The sequence below is a fragment of the Sphaerotilus mobilis genome, assembly GCF_004216565.1.
GTDB classification, from domain to species: domain Bacteria; phylum Pseudomonadota; class Gammaproteobacteria; order Burkholderiales; family Burkholderiaceae_C; genus Sphaerotilus; species Sphaerotilus mobilis.
This window is the reverse complement of record NZ_SGWV01000008.1, coordinates 631,888-653,934: the sequence shown is the minus strand read 5'-3', so window position 1 is coordinate 653,934 and position 22,047 is coordinate 631,888. Positions and strand designations below refer to the sequence as shown.

Sequence of the window (22,047 nt, the reverse complement as noted above, 5' to 3'; positions counted from 1 at the left end):
CCCTCAAGCGCCGCCGGTGCGCAGCCAGGCCGTCAGGCCGGTGATGGTCACGAACGACAGGGCGGTCGACAGCAGGATGGCGCTGGCCACCCGGTCGACGTTGCCGCCGTGTCGCTCGACGAAGATGAAGGCGGTGCCGGCCGCTGGCAGGGCGGCGGTGACGGTGACCACGGCCAGCGTGTCGTGATCGAGTTGCAGGACCCAGGCGCCGACCAGCCACATCAGCAGCGGGTGGACCAGCAGCTTGACCGCGATCAGCCAGGCGCTGGCGGCATCGGCGCGCAGGGGGCCCGGTCGGTAGACGAACACGCCGATGGCAAACAGGGCGACCGGTCCGGCCGATGAGGCGAGCAACCGCAGGAACTCGTCGATCGCCCCGGGGATCCTCACGTGCAGCAGGGACAGGGCCAGGCCGCTGAGGATGGCGATGAACAGCGGATTGTGGGCAACGGCCTTCAGTCCGGCGGCCAGCGCTCCGGCGCCGCCGGCGGCGTGCTGGCGTGAGGCCACCAGCAAGGCCAGCGGCATCAGCACCAGCAGGTCCATGATGCCGGCGGCGATCATGGTGGCGAGCGCCCGCTCGCCGAACAGCGCGGGCATCAGCCCGAAACCCATGTAGCCCCAGTTCGGCCAGGCGGCCGCGAGGGCCCCGTAGGCGGTGTCGATCCATGTGCCACCGGCACGCAGCCGCAGCAGCAGCGCGGCCAGCGCGTAGGCGGCCAGTCCGCAGGCGGCGTAGCCCAGGGCGATGCGCAGGTCCACGACCGTGTCGACCGGCGTGCGAGCCACGAAGCGGAACAGCATCGCCGGCAGCGCGAACCAGAGCACGTAGCCGTTGAGGGATGCCACCGAATTCGCGGGCAGCCGGCGCGTGCGTGCCGCGATCCAGCCGCACAGGACGAGCGCGAAGAAGGGGAGGGTGGTGAGCGCGATGTCGAACATGGTCACCATGATCCCATGGGGTTTTCAGGGTGGGCTGGCGGCGGTGCGCGACGACGTCGCACAGCCGCGCCCTCTGACGCGGCGTGATCTCGGCCGCGCCAGCGTCGGGGTGACGATCAACGATCAACGATCAACGATCAACGGCGCACGGTCGTCGAACAGAATCGCGGCTGTCGCACCGCCTGGAGATCGCCGATGACCCGCCCCCGTCCCGACCCGCGCCGCCGCCAGCTTCTGGGCGCCGTGCCCGCCCTGGGCGCCATCGGCCTCTGGGCCATGCCCTTGGCGGGCGCCGCCCAGGCCGTCTTCCCGCAGCGACCCATCACGCTGGTGGTGCCCTTCGGCCCCGGGGGTGTCGCCGACATCACCGCGCGCACGGTCGGGCAGGCCATGGCGGCGTCGTTGGGACAGTCGGTCGTCATCGACAACAAGCCCGGTGCGGGCGGCATCGTGGCCACGCAGGCTGTGCTGTCGGCGCCAGCCGACGGTCACACCCTGCTGATGATGAGCAATGCCACGGCGGTGAGCGTGCACCTGGTGAAGAAACTGCCGTTCGACGTGGTCAAGGACCTCGCGCCGATCAGCACGCTCGGCACCTTTGAACTGGGTCTGGCGGTGGCCCAGGACTCGCGCTTCAAGACGCTGCAAGACGTGTTGGCGCATGCCCGCGCCAATCCGGGCAAGCTCACCATCGGCACGATCGCGGTGGGCAGCACCCAGCACCTCAGCGCCGAGCTGTTCAAGTCGCGAGCCGGCATCGATGCTGTGGTGGTGCCCTACAAGGGCTCGCCGGCCGTCATCAACGCCCTGCGCACCGGCGAGATCGACCTGGCCTTCGAGATCCTGAGTCCGCTGCTGCCGCAGATCAGCGCCCGGACGATCCGCGCCCTGGCCGTCACCGGCCCCCAGCGCTTCAGTCTGCTGCCCGAGGTGCCCACGGTGGTCGAACAGGGCATCGCCCACTACACGGTCGACAGCTGGAACGCACTGGCCGCGCCAGCCGGCACGCCGCCCGCCGTGATCGAACGCATCCGCCGCGCCGCCCAGGAGGCCTTGTCACAACCGGCCGTGCGCGACAAGCTGCGCGACCTCGGCGTGAAGGCCCAGGCCAGCACGCCGGCCGAACAGGCGGCCTTGCTGGCCCGCGAGATCCGGCACTGGGGCGAGGTGGTGAAGGCCGCCAAGATCGAGGCGGAGTGAGCGCGGCGGCCGTCGCCTCAGACGCGGCGTCTCCTCTTGTCCATCGTGAGCGTCTGATGCAGGCGCATGCCTGGAGGTCGTTCGTCATGAAGCCCGATCCCGTCTTCCTGAGGCGCCGAGGCGCGACCCGTTGCGTGGGTTTTCTGCTGGTCGCCGCGCTGTCCGTCCCACACGCCCATGCCGTCTTGGCCAACGGGGTGCGCGAGAGCCCGGATCCGTCCTTGGATGCGCATCAGGCAGCCAACCCGAGGCTGGCGCTCGCGGCCCTTGAAGCGGACGAAGACTGGACGGAATGCCCGCGGGTGTTCGACCCCGTGCCATGGACACCCGGCAAGGGCTACGCGCAAGGGGTGCGTCAAGCGCTGTCGATCGAGACCCGCCTGCCTGTTGATCCAGCGAGCGGCGCATGGGAGTCGTTCACGCTCCTGCGCAGGGCCGTCCTGGAGATCGACCGCACGAGGCTGGCGACGCTGCCCCTGTCGAACACACCGGAGATCGCTGACTGGCGCCTCACACTGGGCGCGGCCGAGATCCACGCTCCGGAACCATCCCGCAAGACACTTTCCATCGATGACAGGCTGCTGCTGAATCTCTTGCGCCAGTTGGAACAGCCATCGCTGACCGTTCACTTCCAGGTCAGGACCGACACCGGAGAGGTCGCTCTCGAGAACGCGGAGGACATCCGGGCCGCCACCCGTGTGCGGGTCGATCAACTGCTCGCCCTCGTTCGCAAAGGGGCCTTGTTTTCCGAGGCGGAGCAGGAACGGCTGCGCAAAGCCTTGTCCCGTCAGGTGATCGAGCGTGACCCGAACATCGAAGCGTCGACCCTCCTGATCTCGGCGATCCTTCGCCCGCACCACCTGTCGTTCCACCGATCGACCGAGATCCTCACGCAGGACCAGATCGCTTGGCCGGGTCCTGGAGGCAGCCAGACGATCCGCGCCCATCGGAGTTCCGTTCTGTCCCGATATTCCGAGCAGGCCGATTGCGCGGAGATCCGCTACGCGACGGTGCTTGACCGGGACGACCTCCTCCGTGCGCGGGGTGGCGAGCCACGTCCGGCTCACCAGAAGCCGGACTTGAGCAAGGTGGCCGTCGAGGAGTCCACGGTGCTCCAGCGCATCGAACTGTCGTCCGGCAGGACCTGGCTGATCGACATCCGCTTCTACGCTGGAACCGTGCGTGAGAAGTCGCAGACCCGCACGACGATCCGGTTTCTCGACGATCTCGCACCTGCTTCGAAATAGCACGCTGGTTGTGCCCGACCGGGGGGGGCTCGCCCGCGTTTGCTGGCCGCTTGCTCGCCGCTTTTTGAGCCTCTGAACCCGCTTCAGCGCTGACCCGCCCGCGCCCCCTCGGCGTGGATCCAGGCCAGGAAGTCCTCCACCGGACGGCGCTTGGCGTGGCGGGCGGGGTAGACCGCGAAGTGGGCCTTGACGCGGATCGCGCGGTCGAGGCCGAAGATGGGGATCAGCTTGCCGTCGTCGATGTGGCGGCGCGCCAGCACCGCGCTTTCCAACGCGATGCCCAGGCCGAGGATGGCCGCTTCCATGGCCATCTGCGCCCGGTCAAAGCGCAGCGCGTAGCGTTCGGGCGGGCGCTGGTCGGCATAGGCCGCGAACCAGTCGGTCCACTGCACGACGTTGACATTGCTCTGGATCAGCGGCGCCTCGCGCAACTGCTCGACCTGCGCCAGGCCGTGCGCGGCCACGAAGGCCGGGCTGGCCAGCGGCAGGATGGGCTCCTCGAACAGCGGCTCGACCACCAGATCCGGCCAGCGTGGCACGCCGTAGCGGATGTCCAGGTCGGCCGAACCGAGCGCGAAGTCGCTGTGGATATGGGCCGCCGACAGGTTCAGCGCCACGTCCGGGTAGGCCTGCGCGAAGGCCGGCAGGCGTGGCATCAGCCAGAGCGAGGCCAGGCTGGGCGAGCTGTGCACGTAGAGGCTGTTGGCAACGCCCTGACGGACGTCGTCGGAGGCCGATCCGATGGCGGCCAGCGCGCCCGAGACGCGTGCGAGGTAGTGCTCGCCCACGGTGCTCAGCCGCACGCCATGGGCGCTGCGTTCGAGCAGGCGCACGCCCAGGTGAGCTTCCAGCCGCGCGACCTGGTGGCTGATGGCCGAGGCGGTCAGGTGCAGCTCGGCTGCGGCCAGCGCAAAGCTGCGCCTTCGGGCCACGGCCTCGAAGGCCTGCAGGTTGGTGATGGGGGGGAGAACCGACATGGTGGCAACCCGGCGGTTGAGTGACGATTCGTCATCTTAGGCTGAAGAACAATCGCTTGTCGTCAGCCTCACGGTTTCCGAAGATGCAGGCATTCCACCCCGACGCACAGGAGTTCGTCACATGCTGCTCAAGGACAAGGTTGCGGTCATCACCGGCGGAGCCGGGCTGAACGGATTGGGCTACGCCACCGCCCGGATGATGGCCAGCCAGGGCGCCCGCGTGGTGATCCTGGATCTGGCGCGGGCCGAGCCGGCTGCCGCCGCTGCCGCGCTGGGCGAGGGTCATCTCGGCCTGGTCGCCGACGTGACCGACAAGGCCTCCTGCGATCAGGCCGCCGCGCAGGTCCTGCAGGCGCTGGGTCGCATCGACATCCTGGTCAACAACGCCGGCATCACCCAGCCGCGCAAGACCCTGGACATCACCTCGGCCGACTACGACGCGGTCCTCGACGTCAGCCTGCGCGGCACGCTGTTCATGTCGCAGGCGGTGCTGCCGGCGATGCGCGAGCAGCGCGCCGGCGCGATCGTCTGCATCTCCTCGGTCAGTGCGCAGCGCGGCGGGGGCATCCTGGGTGGTCCGCACTACTCGGCCGCCAAGGCCGGCGTGCTGGGCCTGGCGCGGGCGATGGCGCGCGAATACGGCAACGACAACGTGCGCATCAACTGCGTCACGCCGGGCCTGATCGCCACCGACATCAACAAGGGCCTGATCCCGGCTGACCGCATGAAGGGCATCCTCGAAGGCATCCCGCTGAACCGCATCGGCGAGCCCGACGACGTGGCCGGCTGCGTCGTCTTCCTCGCCAGCGACCTGGCCAAGTACCTCACCGGCGTGACGCTCGACGTCAACGGCGGGATGCTGATTCACTGACCCGCCCCAGAGGTCGACGACCTTCACGACGCCCACGTTCCGCCGACGCACCGCCCCACAGGAGACAAGAACCATGCAACGCAAGACCTTCTTCCGCACGTTGATCGCCGCCGCCGCCGCGGTCTGCACGCTGATGCCGCTGGCCTCGCAGGCCCAGGCCACCAAGCTCACGCTGGGCCATGGCGCGGCGCCGGGCAACCCGCGCCATGAGGCCTCGGTCAAGTTCGCCGAGGTGCTCAAGTCCAAGACGGCCGGTCGCATCGAGGTGCAGGTGGCCCCGTCCGCCCAGCTCGGCGACGACGCCGCCATGGTGACCGCCCTGCGCACCGGCGCGATCGACATGAGCGCCAACTCGCAAGGCGCGCTTGCCAACGCGGTGCCGGAATACGCCGCCTTCGGCATGCCCTTCCTGTTCAGCAGCCTGCCGCAGGCCTGGAAGGTGCTCGACGGCCCGCTGGGCAAGGAACTGGCCGAGCGCAGCGCCGAGAAGGGCATGGTCGTGCTGGGCTACTGGGACAACGGCATCCGCCACATGAGCAACAGCCGCAAGCCGCTGCTCAAGCCCGAGGACCTGAAGGGCCTGAAGATGCGCACGCCGCCCGATGCGGTGACCGTGGACATCATGCAGTCGCTCGGCGCCGAGGCGCAGCAGATCAAGTTCGCCGAGCTTTACGTGGCGCTGCAGCAGGGCGTGGTCGACGGGCAGGAGAACCCGCTGATGAACATCCACGCCAGCAAGCTCTACGAGGTCCAGAAGTTCATCTCGCTGACCGGCCACAAGTACGAGATGACGCCCTTCCTGATGAGCAAGCGCACCTGGGACCGCCTGTCCGAGGCCGACCGCAAGGCGGTGCAGGAGGCGGCCGCTGAAGCCACCGCGCTGCAGCGCCGGCTGTCGCAGGAGTCCGACGACAAGCTGATCGCCGACCTGAAGGCCAAGGGCATCCGCGTCGACACGGTCGACAAGGCCGCCTTCGAGAAGGGCACCGGCGCGGTCGACGACAAGTGGATGGCCAGCCCGATCGGACCCTTCGTCAAGAAGGTCATCGCCGCCGCGCGCGGCCAGTGAGCCCGACATGCAAGCTGCCCAGCCCGGCTGGATCGAACGTGCCATCGGCGGCTTCTGCCGCCTGGTGCTGTGGTTGTCCACCGCCGTGATCTTCGTGATCCTGGTGGGCAACACCGTGCTGCGTTATGCCGGCGGCGGCAGCCTGCAATGGGGCAACGAGGTCCCCGAGCTGCTGTTCCCCTGGCTGGTGATGGCCGGCGTGGTGCTGGCCGCCCAGCAGGGCGCGCACATCGCCACCACCTTCCTGATGGACGCCTTGCCGCCTGCCGCGCGGCGCATCGTCGCGTGTGGCAGCTGGGCGATGGTGGCCGGCCTCTACGGCACCCTGACGGTGGCGACATGGCGCATGCTGGAACTGGTCCACGACGAGAAGTCGCCGATCCTGGGCGTGCCCGGCTCGGTCACCTATGCCTGCGTGATGGTCGGCATGGCGTTGCTGGCGCTGTTGGCGGCGCAATCGGCCTGGCGCGTCTGGCGGCTCCCGCCGGTCGAGGCGCCGCAGGGTGAAGACGGCGCGCCGCCGGTGCCCGTGGCGCACTGGTGAAGGTCGTCCGAAGGTAGTCCGAAGGTCGTAGGGCCCGGCATGACCGGGTCGACGTGATGCCCCTGGTTCGAAGGACCCCCCGATGAGTGCCCTGATCCTGCTGGTCTTCATGGCCGCCGCCACGGCGGCGATGCCGATCGCCCATGCGCTGCTGGTGGCCGCGATGGCCGCTGCAGCCAGCTCCGAGCGTGTGCCGCTGGATCTGCTGGTGCAGCAGATGGTGGCCCAGGTGCAGAGTTTTCCGCTGATCGCCATACCGTTCTTCATGCTGACCGGCACGCTGATGATGGGCGGCCGGCTCGGCGAGGCACTGGTGGGCGTGCTGTCGGCGCTGATCGGCCGCTTCCACGGCGGTCCGGCCCAGGTCGGCGTGTTGTCGTCGACGCTGTTCGGCGGCGTCTCCGGCTCGGCCGTGGCCGACGCCTCGGCGATCGGCTCGCTGCTGATCCCGTGGCACAAGCGGCTGGGCTATCCGGCCGCGTTCTCTGCGGCGACGCTGGCGGCGGCGGCCACCATCGACATCCTGATCCCGCCGTCGATCCCGATGATCTTGTTTGCGCTGACCTCCGGCGCCTCGATCGCCGCGCTGTTCGTGGCCGGCGTGCTGCCGGGCCTGCTGATGTGCGGCGGCTTCATGGCGGCCTGCTGGTGGGTCGGCAAGCGCCGCAACCTGCCGCGCGAGACGGCACCGTTCGACGCGCCGGCCTTCTGGCGCCACCTGGCCTATGCCTCGCCGGCGGTGGTGCTGCCGGTGCTGATCATCGTCTTCCTGCGCTTTGGCATCGCCACGCCGACCGAGGTGGCGGTGCTGTCGACGCTCTATGCCGGTCTGGTCTCGGCGGTCATCTACCGCGACCTCGGCTGGCGCCGCTTGAACGACGCCATCGTGCATGCCGGTCTGGCCACCGGGGTGGTGCTGCTGGTGATCATGGCGTCCGCAGCCATCGGTTGGCTGCTGACCTTCGACCAGATGCCGCAGGGTGTCGCGCAGTGGGTGCAGGAGCATGTGCATGCCCGCTGGCTGGTGATCTTCCTGATGAACCTGCTGATGCTCTTCCTGGGCATGTTCATCGACCTGCCGGCTGCCGTGCTGCTGCTGACCCCGGTGTTCGTGCCGCTGGCCCAGAGCATCGGCATGGACATGACCCAGCTCGGAATCATGATGGTCGTGAACCTTGCCATCGGCCTGTACACGCCGCCGGTGGGCACGACGCTGTTCATCACCAGCGCGCTGGCCAAGGTCAAGGTGGGCCAGACCGTGCGCGAGCTCGGGCCCTTCTACCTGGTCGCCTTCGGCGTGCTGGCGCTGGTGTCCTACGTGCCGGCCAGCATCCTGCGCTGAGCCCCTTCGCTGGCCCGGCCGGTCCGGGCCTACCCACGCTTGTCCATCCCTTTCGAGGATTCCACGATGACCGACTCCGCTGCCGCGCTGCCGGCGCTGGCCCGGGCCGCCTGGCGCATCCGCCGTCTGGCCCTGCGCATGGGCGAGGTCCAGGGCCAGGGCTACATCGGCCAGGCGCTGGGCTGGGCCGACGTGCTCGCCGTCGCCTACCGCCATGCCCTGCAGATGCGACCCGAGGACCCGCAATGGGCCGGCCGCGACCGCTTCCTGCTGTCCCATGGCCACTATGCGATCGCCCACTACGCCGCCCTGATCGAGGCCGGTGTCATCCCCGAGAGTGAACTCGAGACCTACGGCAGCGACGACAGCCGCCTGCCGATGTCGGGCATGGCCACCTACACGCCCGGCATGGAGATGTCCGGCGGCTCGCTGGGCCAGGGTCTGGCCATCGGCGTGGGCATGGCACTGGGTCTGCGCCAGCAGGGCCACGGGGCCTGGGTCTACAACTCGATGTCCGATGGCGAGCTCGATGAGGGCGCGACCTGGGAAGCCGCCATGGGCGCGGCCCACCATGGCCTCGATCGCCTGATCTGCCTGGTCGACATCAACAACCAGCAGGCCGACGGCCCGTCCAGCCAGGTGATGGGCTTCGAGCCGCTGCACGACAAGTGGTCGGCCTTTGGCTGGTTCGTGCAGCGCGTGGACGGCAACGACCTTGCCGCCGTGCTGCAGGCCTTCGACGCGGCACGTGCCCACACGGGCCGGCAGCCACGCGTCATCTTGTTCGACACCTTGATGGGCAAGGGCGTGCCGTTCCTGGAGACGCGCGAGAAGAACCATTTCATCCGCGTCGATCCGCCGGAATGGCGGCTCGCCCTCGACATCCTCGATGCGTCCGAACCCACCGGAGGGATCCCGTCATGAGCGGCACCGCTGCGGGCGCCAAGCCCCGTCTCACCACCTCGGCCATGATCGCGTCGATCGCCTCGGAAGGGCAGCGCGTGCGGGCCGCGCCCTTTGGCAAGGCCCTGGTCGCGCTGGCGGCCGAACAGCCGCAGATCGTCGGCCTGAGCGCCGATCTGGCCAAGTACACCGACCTGCACCTGTTCGCCCAGGCCCACCCCGAGCGCTACTTCCAGATGGGCATGGCCGAGCAGCTGCTGATGGCCGCCGCCGGTGGCATGGCCAAGGTCGGCCTGGTGCCCTTTGCCACCACCTACGCGGTGTTCGGCACCCGGCGCGCCTATGACTTCATCCATCAGGTGATCGCCGAGGAGAACCTCAACGTCAAGATCTGCTGCGCCTTGCCCGGCCTGACCACCGGCTACGGCCCCAGCCACCAGGCCACCGACGACCTCGCCATGATGCGGGCGGTGCCCGGCCTGACCATCGTCGACCCGTGCGACGCGATCGACATCGAGCAGGCCGTGCCGCAGATCGCCGCCCACCCGGGCCCCGTCTACATGCGCTTGCTGCGCGGCCAGGTGCCGGTGGTGCTCGACGAGATCGAGGGCTACCGCTTCGAGCTGGGCAAGGCCAAGGTGCTGCGCGAAGGCGCAGACGTGCTGATCATCAGCAGCGGCATCCTGACCATGCGCGCGCTGGAGGTCGCGCAGGATCTGGCCGCCGACCACATCGGCGTGGCGGTGCTGCACTGTCCGACCATCAAGCCGCTGGACGAGGCCGCCATCGTCGCGGCGGTGCAGGCCCGGCCGCGCCTGGTGGTCGTGGCCGAGAACCATTCGGTGATCGGCGGCCTGGGCGAGGCGGTCGCGGCCGTGCTGCTGCGCCACCGCGTCCAGCCAGCCGGATTCCAGTTGGCCGGTCTGCCGGACGCCTTCCTGGACGCCGGTGCATTGCCCACGCTGCATGACCGCTACGGCATCAGCCGCAGCGTGCTGGGTGCGCGTGTGAAGGCGTGGCTGGGATGAAGACGCCCGCACCCGGGGCGCTGGCCCATGCGATCCGCTTTCTGGCGATCGATGCCATCGTGCGGGCCGGCGAAGGGCATCAGGGCGTGCCGCTGGGCATGGCCGAGATCGCCACCGCGCTCTACACCCGTCACCTGAAGTTCGACGCCGCCGACCCGACCTGGCCGGACCGCGACCGGGTCGTGCTGTCCAACGGTCACGGCTCGATGCTGCTGTATGCCGTGCTGCACCTGACCGGTCATGCGCGCATGGGCATCGAGCAGCTGCGCACCTTCCGCGACTTCGGCTCGGCCTGCGAAGGCCACCCCGAACGCGATGTCAGCGCCGGCATCGAGGTCACCACCGGCCCGCTCGGCCAGGGCATCGCCAACGCCTTCGGCATGGCCGTGGCCGAGGCCTTCCTGAACGCCCGTTTTGGCCCTGGACTGGTCGACCACCGCACCTATGCCTTTGTCGGCGATGGCTGCCTGCAAGAAGGTGTCGGCCAGGAAATGATCGCGCTGGCCGGCCACCTGCAGCTGGGCAAGCTGACGCTGCTGTGGGACGACAACCGCATCACCGACGACGGCGCCACCGACCTGTCCATCAGCGAGGACGTGGCCGAACGCTGCCGCGTCGCCGGCTGGCATGTCGTCGAGCTGGACGGGCATGACCTGGAGGCGGTCTCGGCCGCGCTGGACGCCGCCCGAGGCGACCCGCGGCCGTCGATGCTGGCCTGCCGCACCGTGATCGCGCGCGGCGTGGCGCGGCTGGAAGGCCAGCGTGGTGGGCACAGCGGCAAGCTCTTCCCGGCCGATGCGCAGGCCGCCCGTGTGCAACTGGGCTGGTCGCATCCGCCCTTCGAGCTGCCGGCCGACGTGCAGCAAGCCTGGCGGGCCGCTGGCCGTCGCGGCGCGGCCGAGCGCGCGGCCTGGTTGCGTCGCACGTCGGCGCTGCCGGCGGCGCAACGCGCCGAGTTCGAACGTGTGCTGGCTGGCGAACTGCCCGAGGGCTGGCGCGACGTGCTGGCTGCCCACAAGCGTCAGGCGCCCCAACGCGCCCCCTTGCCCAGCGGCATCTTCGAATCGGCCGAGATCAACGACGCGCTGGTCGACCTGCTGCCCGAGCGCATGGTGGCCTGCGCCGACCTGGAGGCGCCGACCAACCACAAGCGCCGCCTCACGGCCCACACCGCCAGCGACCGCAGCGGTGCCTATGTGCACTGCGGCGTGCGCGAGCACGTCATGGGCGCGATGGCCAATGGCATGGCCGCCCATGGCGGCGTGCTGCCGCTGGCGGTGACCTATCTCGCCTTCGCCGACTACGAACGCCCGGCGATGCGCATGGCCGCGCTGATGGGCCTGCCGGTGCGCTTTGTCTTCAGCCACGATTCCATCGGCATCGGCCGCAACGGGCCGACCCATCAGCCGGTCGAGATCCTGGCCTCGCTGCGCGCCATGCCGAACATGCGCGTGTTGCGGCCGGCCGATGCCGTCGAGGCGGCCGAGTGCTGGGAGATCGCCTACGAACACCGCAGCGGCCCTTGCACGCTGGTGTTCGCGCGCCAGTGCCTGCCGCATGTGCGCAGCGCCGAGAGTGCGGCCAGCGCGGTCAACCTGTCGCGTCGCGGCGCCTATGTGCTGTCTGGCCATGACGAGCGCCTCGGCCCGCGCAAGGTCACGCTGCTGGCGACCGGGTCGGAGGTGGCGCTGGCGCTGGCCGCGCAGGCCATGCTGCAAGGTCAAGGCGTGTCGACCGCCGTGGTCTCGATGCCCTGCTGGGAGTTGTTCGAGGAACAGGACGCCAGCTACCGCGCCGAGGTGCTGGGCCGCAGCACCGTGCGGGTCGGCTGCGAAGCGGCGATGCGCTTTGGCTGGGACCGCTGGCTGGGCGAACGGGGAGGGTTCATCGGCATGACGGGCTTTGGCGCCTGCGGCACCGCCGAGGAGCTGTACCGCCACTTCGGCATCACCGCCGAGGCGATCGTGGCCGAGGCGAGCCGGCTGCTGGCGTTGACGACGGCGTGAACACGGCCGCTTGACCATGGCCGATCGACCACAGACGCCTGACGCCGCCGCCGGGCTGCCCGATGCGATCGGGCAGCCTGCGCCGGTCCTGTCGGACCTTGCGCGTCAGGCGGACTTGGTCAGCTTGCCGGCGATCTGTTCAGACAACCAGCCGAAGGCGGTGCCCAGTGCGATCGAGACGATGGTCGGCACGATCGCATCCATTGGCGCGGTGCCCTTGAGCAGGATCAGGCCGGCGACGCTGGCAAAGCCATAGACGCACGACGGGATGGTCGACAGCTGCGGCACGTGTGCGGCCAGCACGATCACCGCCGCGCCGATGCCCACGGCCACCGGGGCGGCCAGGGCGCCCAGGCCACCGAGGTGTCCCGCCAGCATCACCGAGGCCATGCCGACCACGGCGCCGAAGGACATGCAGATGACGGTCTTCAGGGCACCGTCGGTCTTGCCGCCGTTGTGGAAAAAGCTGGCCCAGGCGATGAAGGCCTGCCAGATCTGGACGTTCAGGGCGGCCAGGGGGCCGAGGAAGAGGAAGGTCGCGACGACGGCCAGCAGGCCGATCGAGATCGCCAAGGCAATCAGCAAGGTCATGAGGTGTCTCCAGTGGATGTGAGGGCGAGCACGGCTGCCGGCCGGCCAGTGGCCAGCGGCGTTGCAGGGCGACGCAGGGGCACGGGTGCGTGCGTTCGTCGACCGGCCGACTGCAGGCGACCAGGCGGGCGCGGGCGAGGGGTGTGGCCCGTGTGCGTGGTTGCACAACCCGGGACGTGACGGTCTACAGCACGGGGCAAGGCCTTGCCCGGCGTCCGTCGTCCGGTTGTGCGGCAGGCATCGCAAGTTGCGGACCGTCAGGCACAAAAACCGTGCGCCACGGCTGCAAAAGCCCCGCTTTCTGCACCCTTCAAGGGAAGACCCTGTCCAAGACGGGTCCGCAGTCGCCCCGGAGTCACGCCAAAGGCGTGCCGTTGTCCCACGCTGGGGCGCGCCCGGTCAGGCTGGCCTGCCCAGGGGTGACACAGTGTCCACTGACCCGCGGGCGGGGTGATCGGCCCGGCGGCCTCAGAGATCGACCACCAGGCGCGCCGAACGGGCCCGTGAGCAGCACGGCAGGAACTGGTCGTTGGCGGCCTGCTCGTTGGGTTCGAGGTACTGGTCCCGGTGGTCGGGGATGCCCGAGAGCACCGGCGTCAGGCAGGTGCCGCAGATGCCTTGTTCGCAGGAACTGGGCAGTTCGCAGCCGGCCGCGTGCAGGGCCTGCAGGGCGGTCTGGTCGGGGGCGACCAGGATGACGCGGCCGGAGCGGGCCAGTTCCAGCTCGAAGCTGCCGGCCGGGGCGCCGTCCCGTCCGGCCTCCGGCGCCGCAGCGCCGAAGGATTCGACATGGACGTGGCTCGCTGGCCACTGCGCCGCAGACGCCGCAGCGCGAGCGGCGGCCAGCATCCCGGCCGGGCCGCAGAGGTAGAGGTGATCGTCCGGCCGCCGGTCAGCCAGCAGCGCGGCGAGGTCCAGGCGCTGCGGCTCGGGGCCGTCGTCCAGGTGCAGGCTGACACGGCCGGACCACGGCGCGGTGGCCAGCTCGTCGCGGAAGGCCAGGCGCGCTGCGCTGCGTGCGGCCACATGCAGCATGAAGTCCGCGCCCGCCCGGTGCAGCGCCTGCGCCATCGCCAGCAGGGGCGTGAGGCCGATGCCGCCGGCCAGCAGAAGGTGCCGGCCCTTGTTCAAGGGCTCGGCCAGGGCAAACAGGTTGCGCGGCCGGCTGATCGACAAGGTGTCGCCAAGCGCCAGCCTGTCGTGCACCGCCGCCGAGCCGCCGCGCGAGGCGGGCTCGCGCAGCACGCCCAGGCGGTAGCGGTGGGTCTCGGCCGGGTCGTTGCACAGCGAGTACGGCCGCACCAGGCCGGGCCCGAGGTGCAGGTCGACATGGGCACCGGCGCTGAAGGCGGGCAGGGCACCGCCATCGTCCGCCACCAGTTCCAGGCCACAGATGCCTTCGGCGAGCGGTGCCTTGGCGGCCACGCGCACGCGCAGCAGGGCAGGGTCTGACGTCGCCATGGGTTCAGGCCCCGCCGGTCTGGCTGGCGGCGCCTGCAAGGGCTGCTGCCGCCGCACGTTCCTCGGCCACGTGCCGGGCGATGACCTTGCGGGCGTGCACGCCGCCGGCATCGATGTTCAGGCGCAGCAGCTCGCGTTCGGGCCACTTCAGCAGGTTGGCCTGCTGGCGTTCGAGCATCTCCAGGTCCTCGCCGAAGATCTTGCGCTGGCCTTCGCGGATCTGCGTCGTCAACGCCTCGTCATCGGGCCGGAAGTTGCGGGCCATGCCCCAGAAGTACCAGATGCTGGTCTCGGTCTCGGGCGTGATGAAGTCGACCACGATGGCCGAGGTGCGGGCCTCGCGCGGGGCCGCGCGGCCACCGCGTCCGGCCAGGGCCACGCCGACCTCGATCATCACGTGGCTGGGCGGGCTGTAGTGGCAGACCTGCCAGCGGTCGACCGGCTGGCTGTCGTCCAAACCGTGGGCGCGCATGGCCATGCGCCAGAAGGGCGGCGCCTGAATGCCATCCATGAAGCGGGCGGTCGTGGCGGTGTCGCCGTCGACCGTCGTCTTGCAGGGCGTCTCGTCGATCTCGGGCTGGCCGATGCTGCCCTGGTGCACATAGGTCTCGTGCGTCAGGTCCATCAGGTTGTCGATCATCAGACGGTGGTCGCAGGCGACGTGGTACATGCCGCCGCCGAAGCGCCACTCGGGGTCGCTGGCCCAGGTCAGGTCAGGGATCAGGCTGGCATCGGCCTGGCCCGCGTCGCCCGGCCAGACCCAGATGAAGCCGTGCCGCTCGATCACCGGGAAGGCACGGATCGGCGCGAAGCCACGCACCCGCTGGCCCGGCATCGCGACGGTGCGGCCATCGCAGCCCATCGTCAGTCCGTGGTAGCCGCACACCAGCTGGCCGTCGACGACGCGGCCCAGCGACAGCGGCGCGCCGCGGTGTGGGCACCAGTCCTCCAGCGCGACGGCCTGACCCTGCTGGCCCCGGTGGAAGACCATGCGCTCGCCGCAGATCATCCGGCCGAGCGGCTTGGGGTCGATCTCGACCGGGCTGGCCGCCACGTACCAGGCGTTCTTGATGTGCATGCGTGTCTCCGAGTTGGGGGCGTGTTGGGTGGCTTATTGGATCCAATCGTGTTTGAATTAAACCGTTGAGGAGTGGAAATGTCAAAGTCCGACGAAGAAATGGATCCATTGATGGCTGAAGGCTCGCCCGCCGACACGCCGACCGTGGTGGCGACGCTGCGCCGCAAGATCATCAGCGGCGACTTTCCGCCCGGTCTGCGGGTGGCAGAGATCGCGGTCGCGCAGGCGCTGGGTGTTTCGCGCACGCCGGTGCGGCTGGCTTTCCGCACGCTGGAGCAGGAAGGCCTGCTGGAGAAGGCCGGCGCGCGTGGCTATGCGGTCAGGGCGATCTCGGAAGCCGATGTGCGCTGCGCCATCGAGGTCCGAGGCGTGCTCGAAGGCCTGGCCGCCCGCCACCTGGCCGAACGTGGCCCGAGCGCCGACGAGCTGGCCGTCCTGCAAGGCTGTCTCGACGAGGGCGAGGCGGTGCTGGCCAAGGGCCGGCTGGATCCCGAGGACATCGGTCGCTGGGCTGCGCTCAACGAGCGATTCCACCGCACCCTGGTCGGCTCCGACACCAGCCGCGTCATCGCCGACGCGATCGCCCGCAACAACCACCTGCCGTTCGCCTCGGCCGATTCCATCGTCATCGACCCGCAGGCGCTGGACCGCGAACTCCGCAAGCTGCAGCAGGCCCAGCTGCAGCACGCGCTGGTGGTGGAGGCGCTGACGCTGCGCGAATCGGCCCGCGTCGAGGCGCTGATGCGCGAACACGCCTGGGTCGGTTTCCGCTACGGCCGGCACTTCGGGCTGGCGGGCGGACCGCTGCTGGGGACGCGGGTGACGCGCCAGCCCGGCCACGCGGCTGGCGCTTGACGGCGCCTGCCGGTCCGCCCGTCCTGCTCAGCCCAGCGTCCGCCCGAAGAAGCGCAGCGTGCGGTCCCAGGCGATCTGGGCCCAGGCCGGGTCGTACTGGACCTGCGGGATGCGGCGCGGGCCGACGGCGGTCTCGTTGGCGAAGCCGTGCTGGGCCAGGTAGTGGTGGAACTCGTAGGCCACGCCAGCCTCGCGCAGCTTGGCCTCGAAGGGCGGCAGCGTGTCGGGCGCGAAGAACTGGTCCTGCGTGGCCCAGTGGCCGAGCACCGGCACCTTGATCTTCGTGGCGTCGATGTATTCGAGCGGCGGCTGGCCGTACCAGATCGCGCCAGCGTCGATCTCCGGCACAAAGCACAGCGACAGCACGGTCAGCGCGCCGCCCATGCAGAAGCCGGTGACGCCGACCTTGCGCCCGCTGGCCTTGAGGTATTGCACGGCACCCCGCACGTCCTGCGCGGCGGCGTCGCCGAAGTTCAGGCCGTCCATCAGGTGGTGCGCCTCTTCGGCCTCGACGGTGGACTTGCCACGGTAGAGATCCGGCACCAGCGCGACATAGCCGGCCGCAGCCAGGCGGTCGGCCACGCCGCGGATCTGGTCGTTCAGGCCCCACCACTCCTGGATCACGACGACGGCGGGTGTGCCGGCGCTGACGTTGGCGGGTTCGGCGAGGTAGCCCGAGACGGTCTGGCCGTCCGGACGTGCGTAGCTGATGGTCTGTCCCATGAACAACTCCTGTGGCATGCGGGTGGGGAAGGGATCGCCCGGTTTGTAGCGCAAGGCCATCGCCGCCGTATTCGGGCTTTCCGTCAACCCAGGCGACGCCTTGTCGCGCTGCGTCTACGATGCGCGATTGCCCGCGGCCAGGCCCGGTCCGGGCCCTTCGGAGCTTTCCCTTGTTCGCCTATTTCGAGCGCCTGGTCGATCCCTACCCGGACACCCGACCCGCCACGCCCCCCACGTCCTTCCTCGGTTTCATCTGGGCCTGCAGCGAGGGCACGCGTCCCTTTGTGCTGGCGATGACCGTCTGCACCGCCTTGATCGGCGCTTTCGAGGCCCTGCTGTTCGGCATGCTCGGCCGGGTGGTCGACTGGCTGGGCGCGGTCCAGCCGGCCCAGCTCTGGACCGAGGCGCGCGGCGAACTGCTGATGCTGCTGGCGGTGATCGTCGCCAGCCCCTTGGTGGTCGGCCTGCAGACCCTGCTCAAGCACCAGGCGCTGGCCGGCAACTTCCCGATGCGGCTGCGCTGGAACTTCCATCGCCTGATGCTGGGCCAGAGCATGGCCTTCTACTCGGACGAGTTTGCCGGCCGGGTCGCCGCCAAGGTGATGCAGTCCTCGCTGGCGGTGCGCGACGTGGTCTTCATCGTCACCGACATCCTGGTCTTCGTGACCATCTACTTCGTGACGATGGCCTTCCTGGTCGGCGGCTTCCACCCGGTCATGCTGCTGCCCTTCGCCGGCTGGCTGGTGAGCTATGGCCTGGCAGTGCGCTTCTTCGTGCCGCGCCTGGCGGGTGTGGCCAAGAACCAGGCCGATGCACGTTCGTTGATGACCGGGCGCATCACCGACGCTTACACCAACATCACGACCGTCAAGCTGTTCTCGCACGCCCAGCGCGAGGCCGGCTATGCCCGCTCGGCGATGCAGGAGTTCATGCAGACGGTGCATGCGCAGATGCGTCTGGTCAGCGGCTTCGAGGTCGGCATCCACAGCCTGAGCATGATGTTCATCCTGTCGACCACCGCCGCCGCGCTGTGGCTGTGGACCCAGGGTCTGGTCGGCATCGGCGCGGTCGCGGCCGCCACCGCGATGGCGCTGCGCCTGAACGGCATGTCGCACTGGGTGATGTGGGAGGTGGCCTCGCTGTTCGAGCACATCGGCACGGTGCAGGACGGGCTGGCCACCTTGACCAAGCCCAATGCCGTGCTGGACCGCGCCGATGCCCAGCCGCTGGCCGTGCCGCGTGGCGAGATCCGCTTCGAGGCGGTCGACTTCGGCTACGGCCGCTCGCCGTCGCTGCTGCAAGGCCTGGACCTGCACATCCGGCCGGGCGAGAAGATCGGCCTGGTGGGTCGTTCGGGCGCGGGCAAGTCGACCATCGTCAACCTGCTGCTGCGCTTCCATGACCTGCGCGGCGGTCGCATCCTGATCGACGGCCAGGACATCGCGGGCGTAACCCAGGACAGCCTGCGCGCCCACATCGGCATGGTCACGCAGGACACCTCGCTGCTGCACCGCTCGGTGCGCGACAACATCCTCTACGGCCGACCCGATGCGGGCGACGCCGACATGGTCTCGGCCGCCCAACGGGCCCAGGCCGACGAGTTCATTGCCACGCTGGCCGACCCCAAGGGCCGCAGCGGCTACGACGCCCACGTGGGCGAGCGCGGGGTCAAGCTCTCGGGCGGACAGCGCCAGCGCATCGCCATTGCCCGGGTCATGCTCAAGGACGCGCCCATCCTGCTGCTCGACGAGGCCACCAGCGCGCTGGACTCCGAGGTCGAGGCGGCCATCCAGGCCACGCTCTACCAGCTGATGGAGGGCAAGACGGTGGTGGCGATCGCGCACCGGCTGTCGACCATCGCCGCGATGGACCGGCTGATCGTGCTCGACAAGGGACAGATCGTGGAGGAGGGCAGCCACCACGAGCTGCTCGCCCGTGGCGGCATCTACGCCCGCCTATGGGCACACCAGAGCGGCGGCTTCCTCGCGCCGGACGTGGACGACGACAAGGACGCCATCGACGCCGCAGCCGCCACGCCCGCCGCACTCGCTGCGCTGCACGTGGCGCCCACCGCATCGGCCTGAACGGCTCGTACAGGCTTCGGGCTTGATCCGGGTCAGGTCCGGGCAAAGCGTCACGGACCGCGTCGACCTTGCCGGATTGAGGTCGGACCACCCCTCGTTTCCGGGTTTTGCGCCACGCCGGGCGGCGGCACGATGGGTCATACGCATCCCATTCATGTCGCCCGTCCAGCCCGCTTTTCCGGAGGTCCGCACCATGAGTCACCCGTCCCACGATGCCGCTGCCGTCACCGCCACGCACTACGAGATCCGCTTCCAGTCGCTCTACGACAGCGGCCGCGGCCTGAGCTTTCCCTGCGATGCGCAGGGCCGCGTCGGCGAGGAACACCTGAGCGAACGTGCCCGGCTGGCCTACCGCCGGGCCCAGTCGCTGGTCGGCCGCGAGTACGCGACGCCGGCTGTGCAACTCAGCGATCTGCACTGATCCAACCCGGTCGACGTGCCGGGCGATGTCCCGCCCGAGGCGAGGGACAAGGCCCGACGGTGGCCGGCCCTTGCGGCTGCGGGGACAATCGCGGGTTGCCCCCAGCCTGATCGACGCCCGTGACCGACCTTGCCCTTCCGACCGCCATCCCCCGCGCCCCGTCCGGCCCCGCCGCGATGCCGGTGGCCAAGCCGCTGACGGCCTGGCGTCCCTACTGGGCCAAACGTTTTGGCGTCGCACGTTTCCTGCCCATGAACCGGGCCGAGATGGACGCGCTGGGCTGGGACTCCTGCGACGTCATCGTCGTCACCGGCGATGCCTATGTCGACCACCCGAGCTTCGGCATGGCCGTGATCGGCCGGGTGCTGGAGGCTCAGGGCTTTCGCGTCGGCATCATTGCCCAGCCCGACTGGCAGAGCGCCGACCCCTTCAAGGCGCTGGGCAAGCCCAACCTGTTCTGGGGCGTCACGGCCGGCAACATGGATTCGATGATCAACCGGTACACGGCCGACCGGAAGATCCGCAGCGACGACGCCTACACGCCCGGCAACGTCGGCGGCAAGCGGCCTGACCGGGCCTCGCTGGTCTACGCGCAGCGCTGCAAGGAAGCCTATCCCGAGGTGCCGATCGTCATGGGCGGCATCGAGGCCAGCCTGCGCCGCATCGCCCACTACGACTACTGGCAGGACAAGGTGCGCCGCTCGATGGTGGTCGACGCCAAGTGCGACCTGCTGCTCTACGGCAATGCCGAGCGCGCCATCGTCGAGATCGCCCACCGCCTGGCGGCCGGCGAGCCGGTGCGCCGCATCACCGACGTGCGCGGCACCGCCTTCGTGCGCCGCAGCGACGACCCGGACGCCGCCGGCTGGTTCGAAATCGACTCGACCGAGGTCGACCAGCCCGGCCGCATCGACAGCCACATCAACCCCTACCAGACCACTGCCGAGCAGGCTGCTGCGCAAGGCAGCACCTGTGCCAAGGACGAGGGCACTGCGGGCGAGGCGGGCGAGGCCGGTGACGATCCGGCTGCTGGCACCGCTGGTACCGCTCGCACCGCTGGCTCGCCCCAAGGCGATGTCCGCCCCATCACCTTCATCCCCGGTCCGCGCGCCGCCGCGAAGCTGTCCGGCCGCATCCAGATGCCGCCGCGTGAGCGCAGCGTGATCCGCCTGCCGGCCTACGAGCAGGTCAAGAGCGACCCGGTGCTCTATGCCCACGCCAACCGCGTGCTGCACCTGGAGACCAACCCCGGCAACGCCCGCGCGCTGGTGCAGCGCCACGGCTTCGGGCCGACCGCCCGCGACGTCTGGATCAACCCGCCGCCCATCCCGCTGTCGACCGCCGAGATGGACTGGGTCTTCGGCCTGACCTATGCCCGCAGCCCGCACCCGGCTTATGCCGACGAGCAGGGCGGCCATGACGGCGCGACCAAGATCCCGGCCTGGGAAATGATCCGCTTCAGCGTGAACATCATGCGCGGCTGCTTCGGTGGCTGCACCTTCTGCTCGATCACCGAGCATGAGGGCCGCATCATCCAGAGCCGCAGCGAGGACTCGGTGATCCGCGAGATCGAGGAGATCCGCGACAAGGTCAAGGGCTACACCGGCGTCATCTCCGACCTTGGCGGGCCCACCGCCAACATGTACCGCATCGGCTGCAAGAGCCCGGCCATCGAGGCCGCCTGCCGCAAGCCCAGTTGTGTCTACCCGGGCATCTGTCCCAACCTCAACACCGACCACGGCCCGCTGGTGCAGATGTACCGCCGCGCCCGGGCGCTGCGTGGGGTCAAGAAGATCCTGATCGGCTCGGGCCTGCGCTACGACCTGGCGGTGCGCTCGCCCGAATACATCAAGGAGCTGGTCCAGCACCACGTCGGCGGCTACCTGAAGATCGCCCCGGAGCACACCGAGGACGGCCCGCTGTCCAAGATGATGAAGCCGGGCATCGGCAGCTACGACCGCTTCAAGCAGCTGTTCGACAAGTACAGCGCCGAGGCCGGCAAGCAGCAGTTCCTGATCCCCTACTTCATCGCCGCCCACCCGGGCACGACGGACGAGGACATGATGAACCTCGCGCTCTGGCTCAAGAAGAACGGCTTCCGTGCTGACCAGGTGCAGACCTTCTACCCGAGCCCCATGGCCACGGCGACGACGATGTACCACTCGGGCCTCAACCCGCTCAAGGGCATCAGCCGGGTGGCCGGCAAGGCCGAGAAGGTCGACGTGGTGCGCGGCGAACGGCGCCGTCGCCTGCACAAGGCCTTCCTGCGCTACCACGACGCCAACAACTGGCCGCTGCTGCGCGAGGCGTTGCAGGAAATGGGCCGCGCCGACCTGATCGGCAACGGCAAGCATCACCTGATTCCGACCTGGCAGCCGGCCACCGGTGGCGGCTACCAGAGCCCGCGTCGCAAGAACTCGACCCCGCCGGGTGCCCACGCGGGCGCTGGATCGGGCAAGGTCATCGTGCCCCAGGCCGCAGGCAAGCCCAGTGGCCCCAAGGCCGGTCCGGTGCGCGGTCGCCTGCTGACCCAGCACACGGGCCTGCCCCCGCGCGAGACCGGCGCGCCGAAGGGAAAGAAGGGTCGTTGAACGGCGCTGGCGCGTCCGGCGCGGGCTGCGTCTGAACGACGACTTTTTCCAGCCGTAACGTCACCGACGCCGCCCGCGTGGCACTGTGCGCGGCCGGGCCGTCGGCGATGACCA

The 22,047-nt window shown here is 69.7% G+C and carries 20 protein-coding genes; 14 read left to right on the top strand and 6 right to left on the bottom strand.

Features of this window, described 5'->3' with window-relative positions; genetic code table 11:
* Positions 1 to 3 precede the first annotated feature (3 nt).
* On the bottom strand, positions 4 to 942 hold the full coding sequence (locus EV685_RS08200; RefSeq protein ID WP_165396745.1) for an AEC family transporter: 939 nt from the start codon (positions 940 to 942) through the stop codon (positions 4 to 6).
* On the opposite strand from EV685_RS08200, the gene EV685_RS20590 reads away from it, so the two are divergent.
* The 3 genes from EV685_RS20590 (at position 932) to EV685_RS08190 (ending at position 3,389) form a co-directional block, all read left to right on the top strand.
* Positions 932 to 1,141 (top strand): hypothetical protein, encoded by a 210-nt coding sequence (locus EV685_RS20590; protein WP_165396744.1) that lies wholly within the window; start codon positions 932 to 934, stop codon positions 1,139 to 1,141. The two genes, EV685_RS08200 and EV685_RS20590, sit on opposite strands and share 11 nt — an antisense overlap.
* A complete protein-coding gene (locus EV685_RS08195; protein ID WP_130481497.1) occupies positions 1,138 to 2,142 on the top strand; it encodes a Bug family tripartite tricarboxylate transporter substrate binding protein in 1,005 nt (334 codons plus the stop codon). The genes EV685_RS20590 and EV685_RS08195 overlap by 4 nt, the downstream gene beginning before the upstream one ends.
* Positions 2,143 to 2,228: 86 nt before the next feature.
* Positions 2,229 to 3,389 carry a hypothetical protein gene (locus tag EV685_RS08190; protein WP_130481496.1) on the top strand — a complete coding sequence of 387 codons (1,161 nt, stop codon included), beginning with the start codon at positions 2,229 to 2,231 and terminating at the stop codon, positions 3,387 to 3,389.
* An 83-nt stretch (positions 3,390 to 3,472) separates the two neighbouring features.
* On the opposite strand, the gene EV685_RS08185 is transcribed toward EV685_RS08190, so the two are convergent.
* Positions 3,473 to 4,366: a LysR substrate-binding domain-containing protein gene (locus EV685_RS08185; RefSeq protein ID WP_130481495.1), complete on the bottom strand. Its 894-nt coding sequence runs from the start codon at positions 4,364 to 4,366 to the stop codon at positions 3,473 to 3,475.
* Between the two features lie 121 nt (positions 4,367 to 4,487).
* On the opposite strand from EV685_RS08185, the gene EV685_RS08180 reads away from it, so the two are divergent.
* The 7 genes from EV685_RS08180 to EV685_RS08150 all read left to right on the top strand — a co-directional run bounded on the left by EV685_RS08180 (position 4,488) and on the right by EV685_RS08150 (position 12,129).
* Positions 4,488 to 5,237, top strand: a complete 750-nt coding sequence (locus EV685_RS08180) for an SDR family NAD(P)-dependent oxidoreductase (protein ID WP_130481494.1) — start codon at positions 4,488 to 4,490, stop codon at positions 5,235 to 5,237.
* Between the two features lie 73 nt (positions 5,238 to 5,310).
* Positions 5,311 to 6,306 carry a TRAP transporter substrate-binding protein gene (locus tag EV685_RS08175; protein ID WP_130481493.1) on the top strand — a complete coding sequence of 332 codons (996 nt, stop codon included), beginning with the start codon at positions 5,311 to 5,313 and terminating at the stop codon, positions 6,304 to 6,306.
* 7 nt (positions 6,307 to 6,313) lie between these two features.
* Entirely contained in the window at positions 6,314 to 6,850 is a 537-nt protein-coding gene (locus EV685_RS08170) for a TRAP transporter small permease (protein WP_130481492.1), read from the top strand.
* Positions 6,851 to 6,932: 82 nt separating this feature from the next.
* On the top strand, positions 6,933 to 8,192 hold the full coding sequence (locus tag EV685_RS08165; protein WP_130481491.1) for a TRAP transporter large permease: 1,260 nt from the start codon (positions 6,933 to 6,935) through the stop codon (positions 8,190 to 8,192).
* Positions 8,193 to 8,258: 66 nt separating this feature from the next.
* Positions 8,259 to 9,116: a transketolase gene (locus tag EV685_RS08160; protein WP_130481490.1), complete on the top strand. Its 858-nt coding sequence runs from the start codon at positions 8,259 to 8,261 to the stop codon at positions 9,114 to 9,116.
* Complete coding sequence (locus EV685_RS08155; RefSeq protein ID WP_242615479.1) at positions 9,113 to 10,123, top strand: transketolase family protein; 1,011 nt, start codon at positions 9,113 to 9,115, stop codon at positions 10,121 to 10,123. Before EV685_RS08160 ends, EV685_RS08155 begins: the two co-directional genes overlap by 4 nt.
* Entirely contained in the window at positions 10,120 to 12,129 is a 2,010-nt protein-coding gene (locus tag EV685_RS08150) for a transketolase family protein (protein WP_130481488.1), read from the top strand. The genes EV685_RS08155 and EV685_RS08150 overlap by 4 nt, the downstream gene beginning before the upstream one ends.
* Positions 12,130 to 12,234: 105 nt before the next feature.
* On the opposite strand, the gene EV685_RS08145 is transcribed toward EV685_RS08150, so the two are convergent.
* From EV685_RS08145 to EV685_RS08135, 3 genes are all read right to left on the bottom strand, one after another.
* On the bottom strand, positions 12,235 to 12,720 hold the full coding sequence (locus EV685_RS08145; protein ID WP_130481487.1) for a DUF1097 domain-containing protein: 486 nt from the start codon (positions 12,718 to 12,720) through the stop codon (positions 12,235 to 12,237).
* A gap of 468 nt (positions 12,721 to 13,188) precedes the next feature.
* On the bottom strand, positions 13,189 to 14,181 hold the full coding sequence (locus EV685_RS08140) for a PDR/VanB family oxidoreductase (protein ID WP_130481486.1): 993 nt from the start codon (positions 14,179 to 14,181) through the stop codon (positions 13,189 to 13,191).
* Between the two features lie 4 nt (positions 14,182 to 14,185).
* Positions 14,186 to 15,259 carry an aromatic ring-hydroxylating oxygenase subunit alpha gene (locus EV685_RS08135; RefSeq protein WP_130481485.1) on the bottom strand — a complete coding sequence of 358 codons (1,074 nt, stop codon included), beginning with the start codon at positions 15,257 to 15,259 and terminating at the stop codon, positions 14,186 to 14,188.
* A gap of 78 nt (positions 15,260 to 15,337) precedes the next feature.
* On the opposite strand from EV685_RS08135, the gene EV685_RS08130 reads away from it, so the two are divergent.
* Positions 15,338 to 16,114 carry a GntR family transcriptional regulator gene (locus tag EV685_RS08130; RefSeq protein ID WP_242615478.1) on the top strand — a complete coding sequence of 259 codons (777 nt, stop codon included), beginning with the start codon at positions 15,338 to 15,340 and terminating at the stop codon, positions 16,112 to 16,114.
* A gap of 27 nt (positions 16,115 to 16,141) precedes the next feature.
* Here the strand turns inward: EV685_RS08130 and EV685_RS08125 are convergent, their stop codons facing one another.
* A complete protein-coding gene (locus EV685_RS08125) occupies positions 16,142 to 16,837 on the bottom strand; it encodes a dienelactone hydrolase family protein (RefSeq protein WP_130481484.1) in 696 nt (231 codons plus the stop codon).
* 170 nt (positions 16,838 to 17,007) lie between these two features.
* Between EV685_RS08125 and EV685_RS08120 the strand changes: the two genes are divergently transcribed.
* The 3 genes from EV685_RS08120 (at position 17,008) to EV685_RS08110 (ending at position 21,933) form a co-directional block, all read left to right on the top strand.
* Complete coding sequence (locus EV685_RS08120) at positions 17,008 to 18,921, top strand: ABC transporter ATP-binding protein (RefSeq protein ID WP_207224782.1); 1,914 nt, start codon at positions 17,008 to 17,010, stop codon at positions 18,919 to 18,921.
* A gap of 193 nt (positions 18,922 to 19,114) precedes the next feature.
* Positions 19,115 to 19,342 carry a hypothetical protein gene (locus tag EV685_RS08115; protein WP_130481482.1) on the top strand — a complete coding sequence of 76 codons (228 nt, stop codon included), beginning with the start codon at positions 19,115 to 19,117 and terminating at the stop codon, positions 19,340 to 19,342.
* A 176-nt stretch (positions 19,343 to 19,518) separates the two neighbouring features.
* Positions 19,519 to 21,933 (top strand): YgiQ family radical SAM protein, encoded by a 2,415-nt coding sequence (locus tag EV685_RS08110; RefSeq protein WP_130481719.1) that lies wholly within the window; start codon positions 19,519 to 19,521, stop codon positions 21,931 to 21,933.
* Positions 21,934 to 22,047 lie beyond the last annotated feature (114 nt).

Excerpts from the sequence above, each read along its gene's own strand:
- EV685_RS20590 (WP_165396744.1), top strand. The coding sequence starts at position 932 with ATGTCGAACATGGTCACCATGATCCCATGGGGTTTTCAGGGTGGGCTG.
- EV685_RS08200 (WP_165396745.1), bottom strand. The coding sequence starts at position 942 with ATGTTCGACATCGCGCTCACCACCCTCCCCTTCTTCGCGCTCGTCCTG.
- EV685_RS08195 (WP_130481497.1), top strand. The coding sequence starts at position 1,138 with ATGACCCGCCCCCGTCCCGACCCGCGCCGCCGCCAGCTTCTGGGCGCC.
- EV685_RS08190 (WP_130481496.1), top strand. The coding sequence starts at position 2,229 with ATGAAGCCCGATCCCGTCTTCCTGAGGCGCCGAGGCGCGACCCGTTGC.
- EV685_RS08185 (WP_130481495.1), bottom strand. The coding sequence starts at position 4,366 with ATGTCGGTTCTCCCCCCCATCACCAACCTGCAGGCCTTCGAGGCCGTG.
- EV685_RS08180 (WP_130481494.1), top strand. The coding sequence starts at position 4,488 with ATGCTGCTCAAGGACAAGGTTGCGGTCATCACCGGCGGAGCCGGGCTG.
- EV685_RS08175 (WP_130481493.1), top strand. The coding sequence starts at position 5,311 with ATGCAACGCAAGACCTTCTTCCGCACGTTGATCGCCGCCGCCGCCGCG.
- EV685_RS08170 (WP_130481492.1), top strand. The coding sequence starts at position 6,314 with ATGCAAGCTGCCCAGCCCGGCTGGATCGAACGTGCCATCGGCGGCTTC.
- EV685_RS08165 (WP_130481491.1), top strand. The coding sequence starts at position 6,933 with ATGAGTGCCCTGATCCTGCTGGTCTTCATGGCCGCCGCCACGGCGGCG.
- EV685_RS08160 (WP_130481490.1), top strand. The coding sequence starts at position 8,259 with ATGACCGACTCCGCTGCCGCGCTGCCGGCGCTGGCCCGGGCCGCCTGG.
- EV685_RS08155 (WP_242615479.1), top strand. The coding sequence starts at position 9,113 with ATGAGCGGCACCGCTGCGGGCGCCAAGCCCCGTCTCACCACCTCGGCC.
- EV685_RS08150 (WP_130481488.1), top strand. The coding sequence starts at position 10,120 with ATGAAGACGCCCGCACCCGGGGCGCTGGCCCATGCGATCCGCTTTCTG.
- EV685_RS08145 (WP_130481487.1), bottom strand. The coding sequence starts at position 12,720 with ATGACCTTGCTGATTGCCTTGGCGATCTCGATCGGCCTGCTGGCCGTC.
- EV685_RS08140 (WP_130481486.1), bottom strand. The coding sequence starts at position 14,181 with ATGGCGACGTCAGACCCTGCCCTGCTGCGCGTGCGCGTGGCCGCCAAG.
- EV685_RS08135 (WP_130481485.1), bottom strand. The coding sequence starts at position 15,259 with ATGCACATCAAGAACGCCTGGTACGTGGCGGCCAGCCCGGTCGAGATC.
- EV685_RS08130 (WP_242615478.1), top strand. The coding sequence starts at position 15,338 with ATGTCAAAGTCCGACGAAGAAATGGATCCATTGATGGCTGAAGGCTCG.
- EV685_RS08125 (WP_130481484.1), bottom strand. The coding sequence starts at position 16,837 with ATGGGACAGACCATCAGCTACGCACGTCCGGACGGCCAGACCGTCTCG.
- EV685_RS08115 (WP_130481482.1), top strand. The coding sequence starts at position 19,115 with ATGAGTCACCCGTCCCACGATGCCGCTGCCGTCACCGCCACGCACTAC.
- EV685_RS08110 (WP_130481719.1), top strand. The coding sequence starts at position 19,519 with ATGCCGGTGGCCAAGCCGCTGACGGCCTGGCGTCCCTACTGGGCCAAA.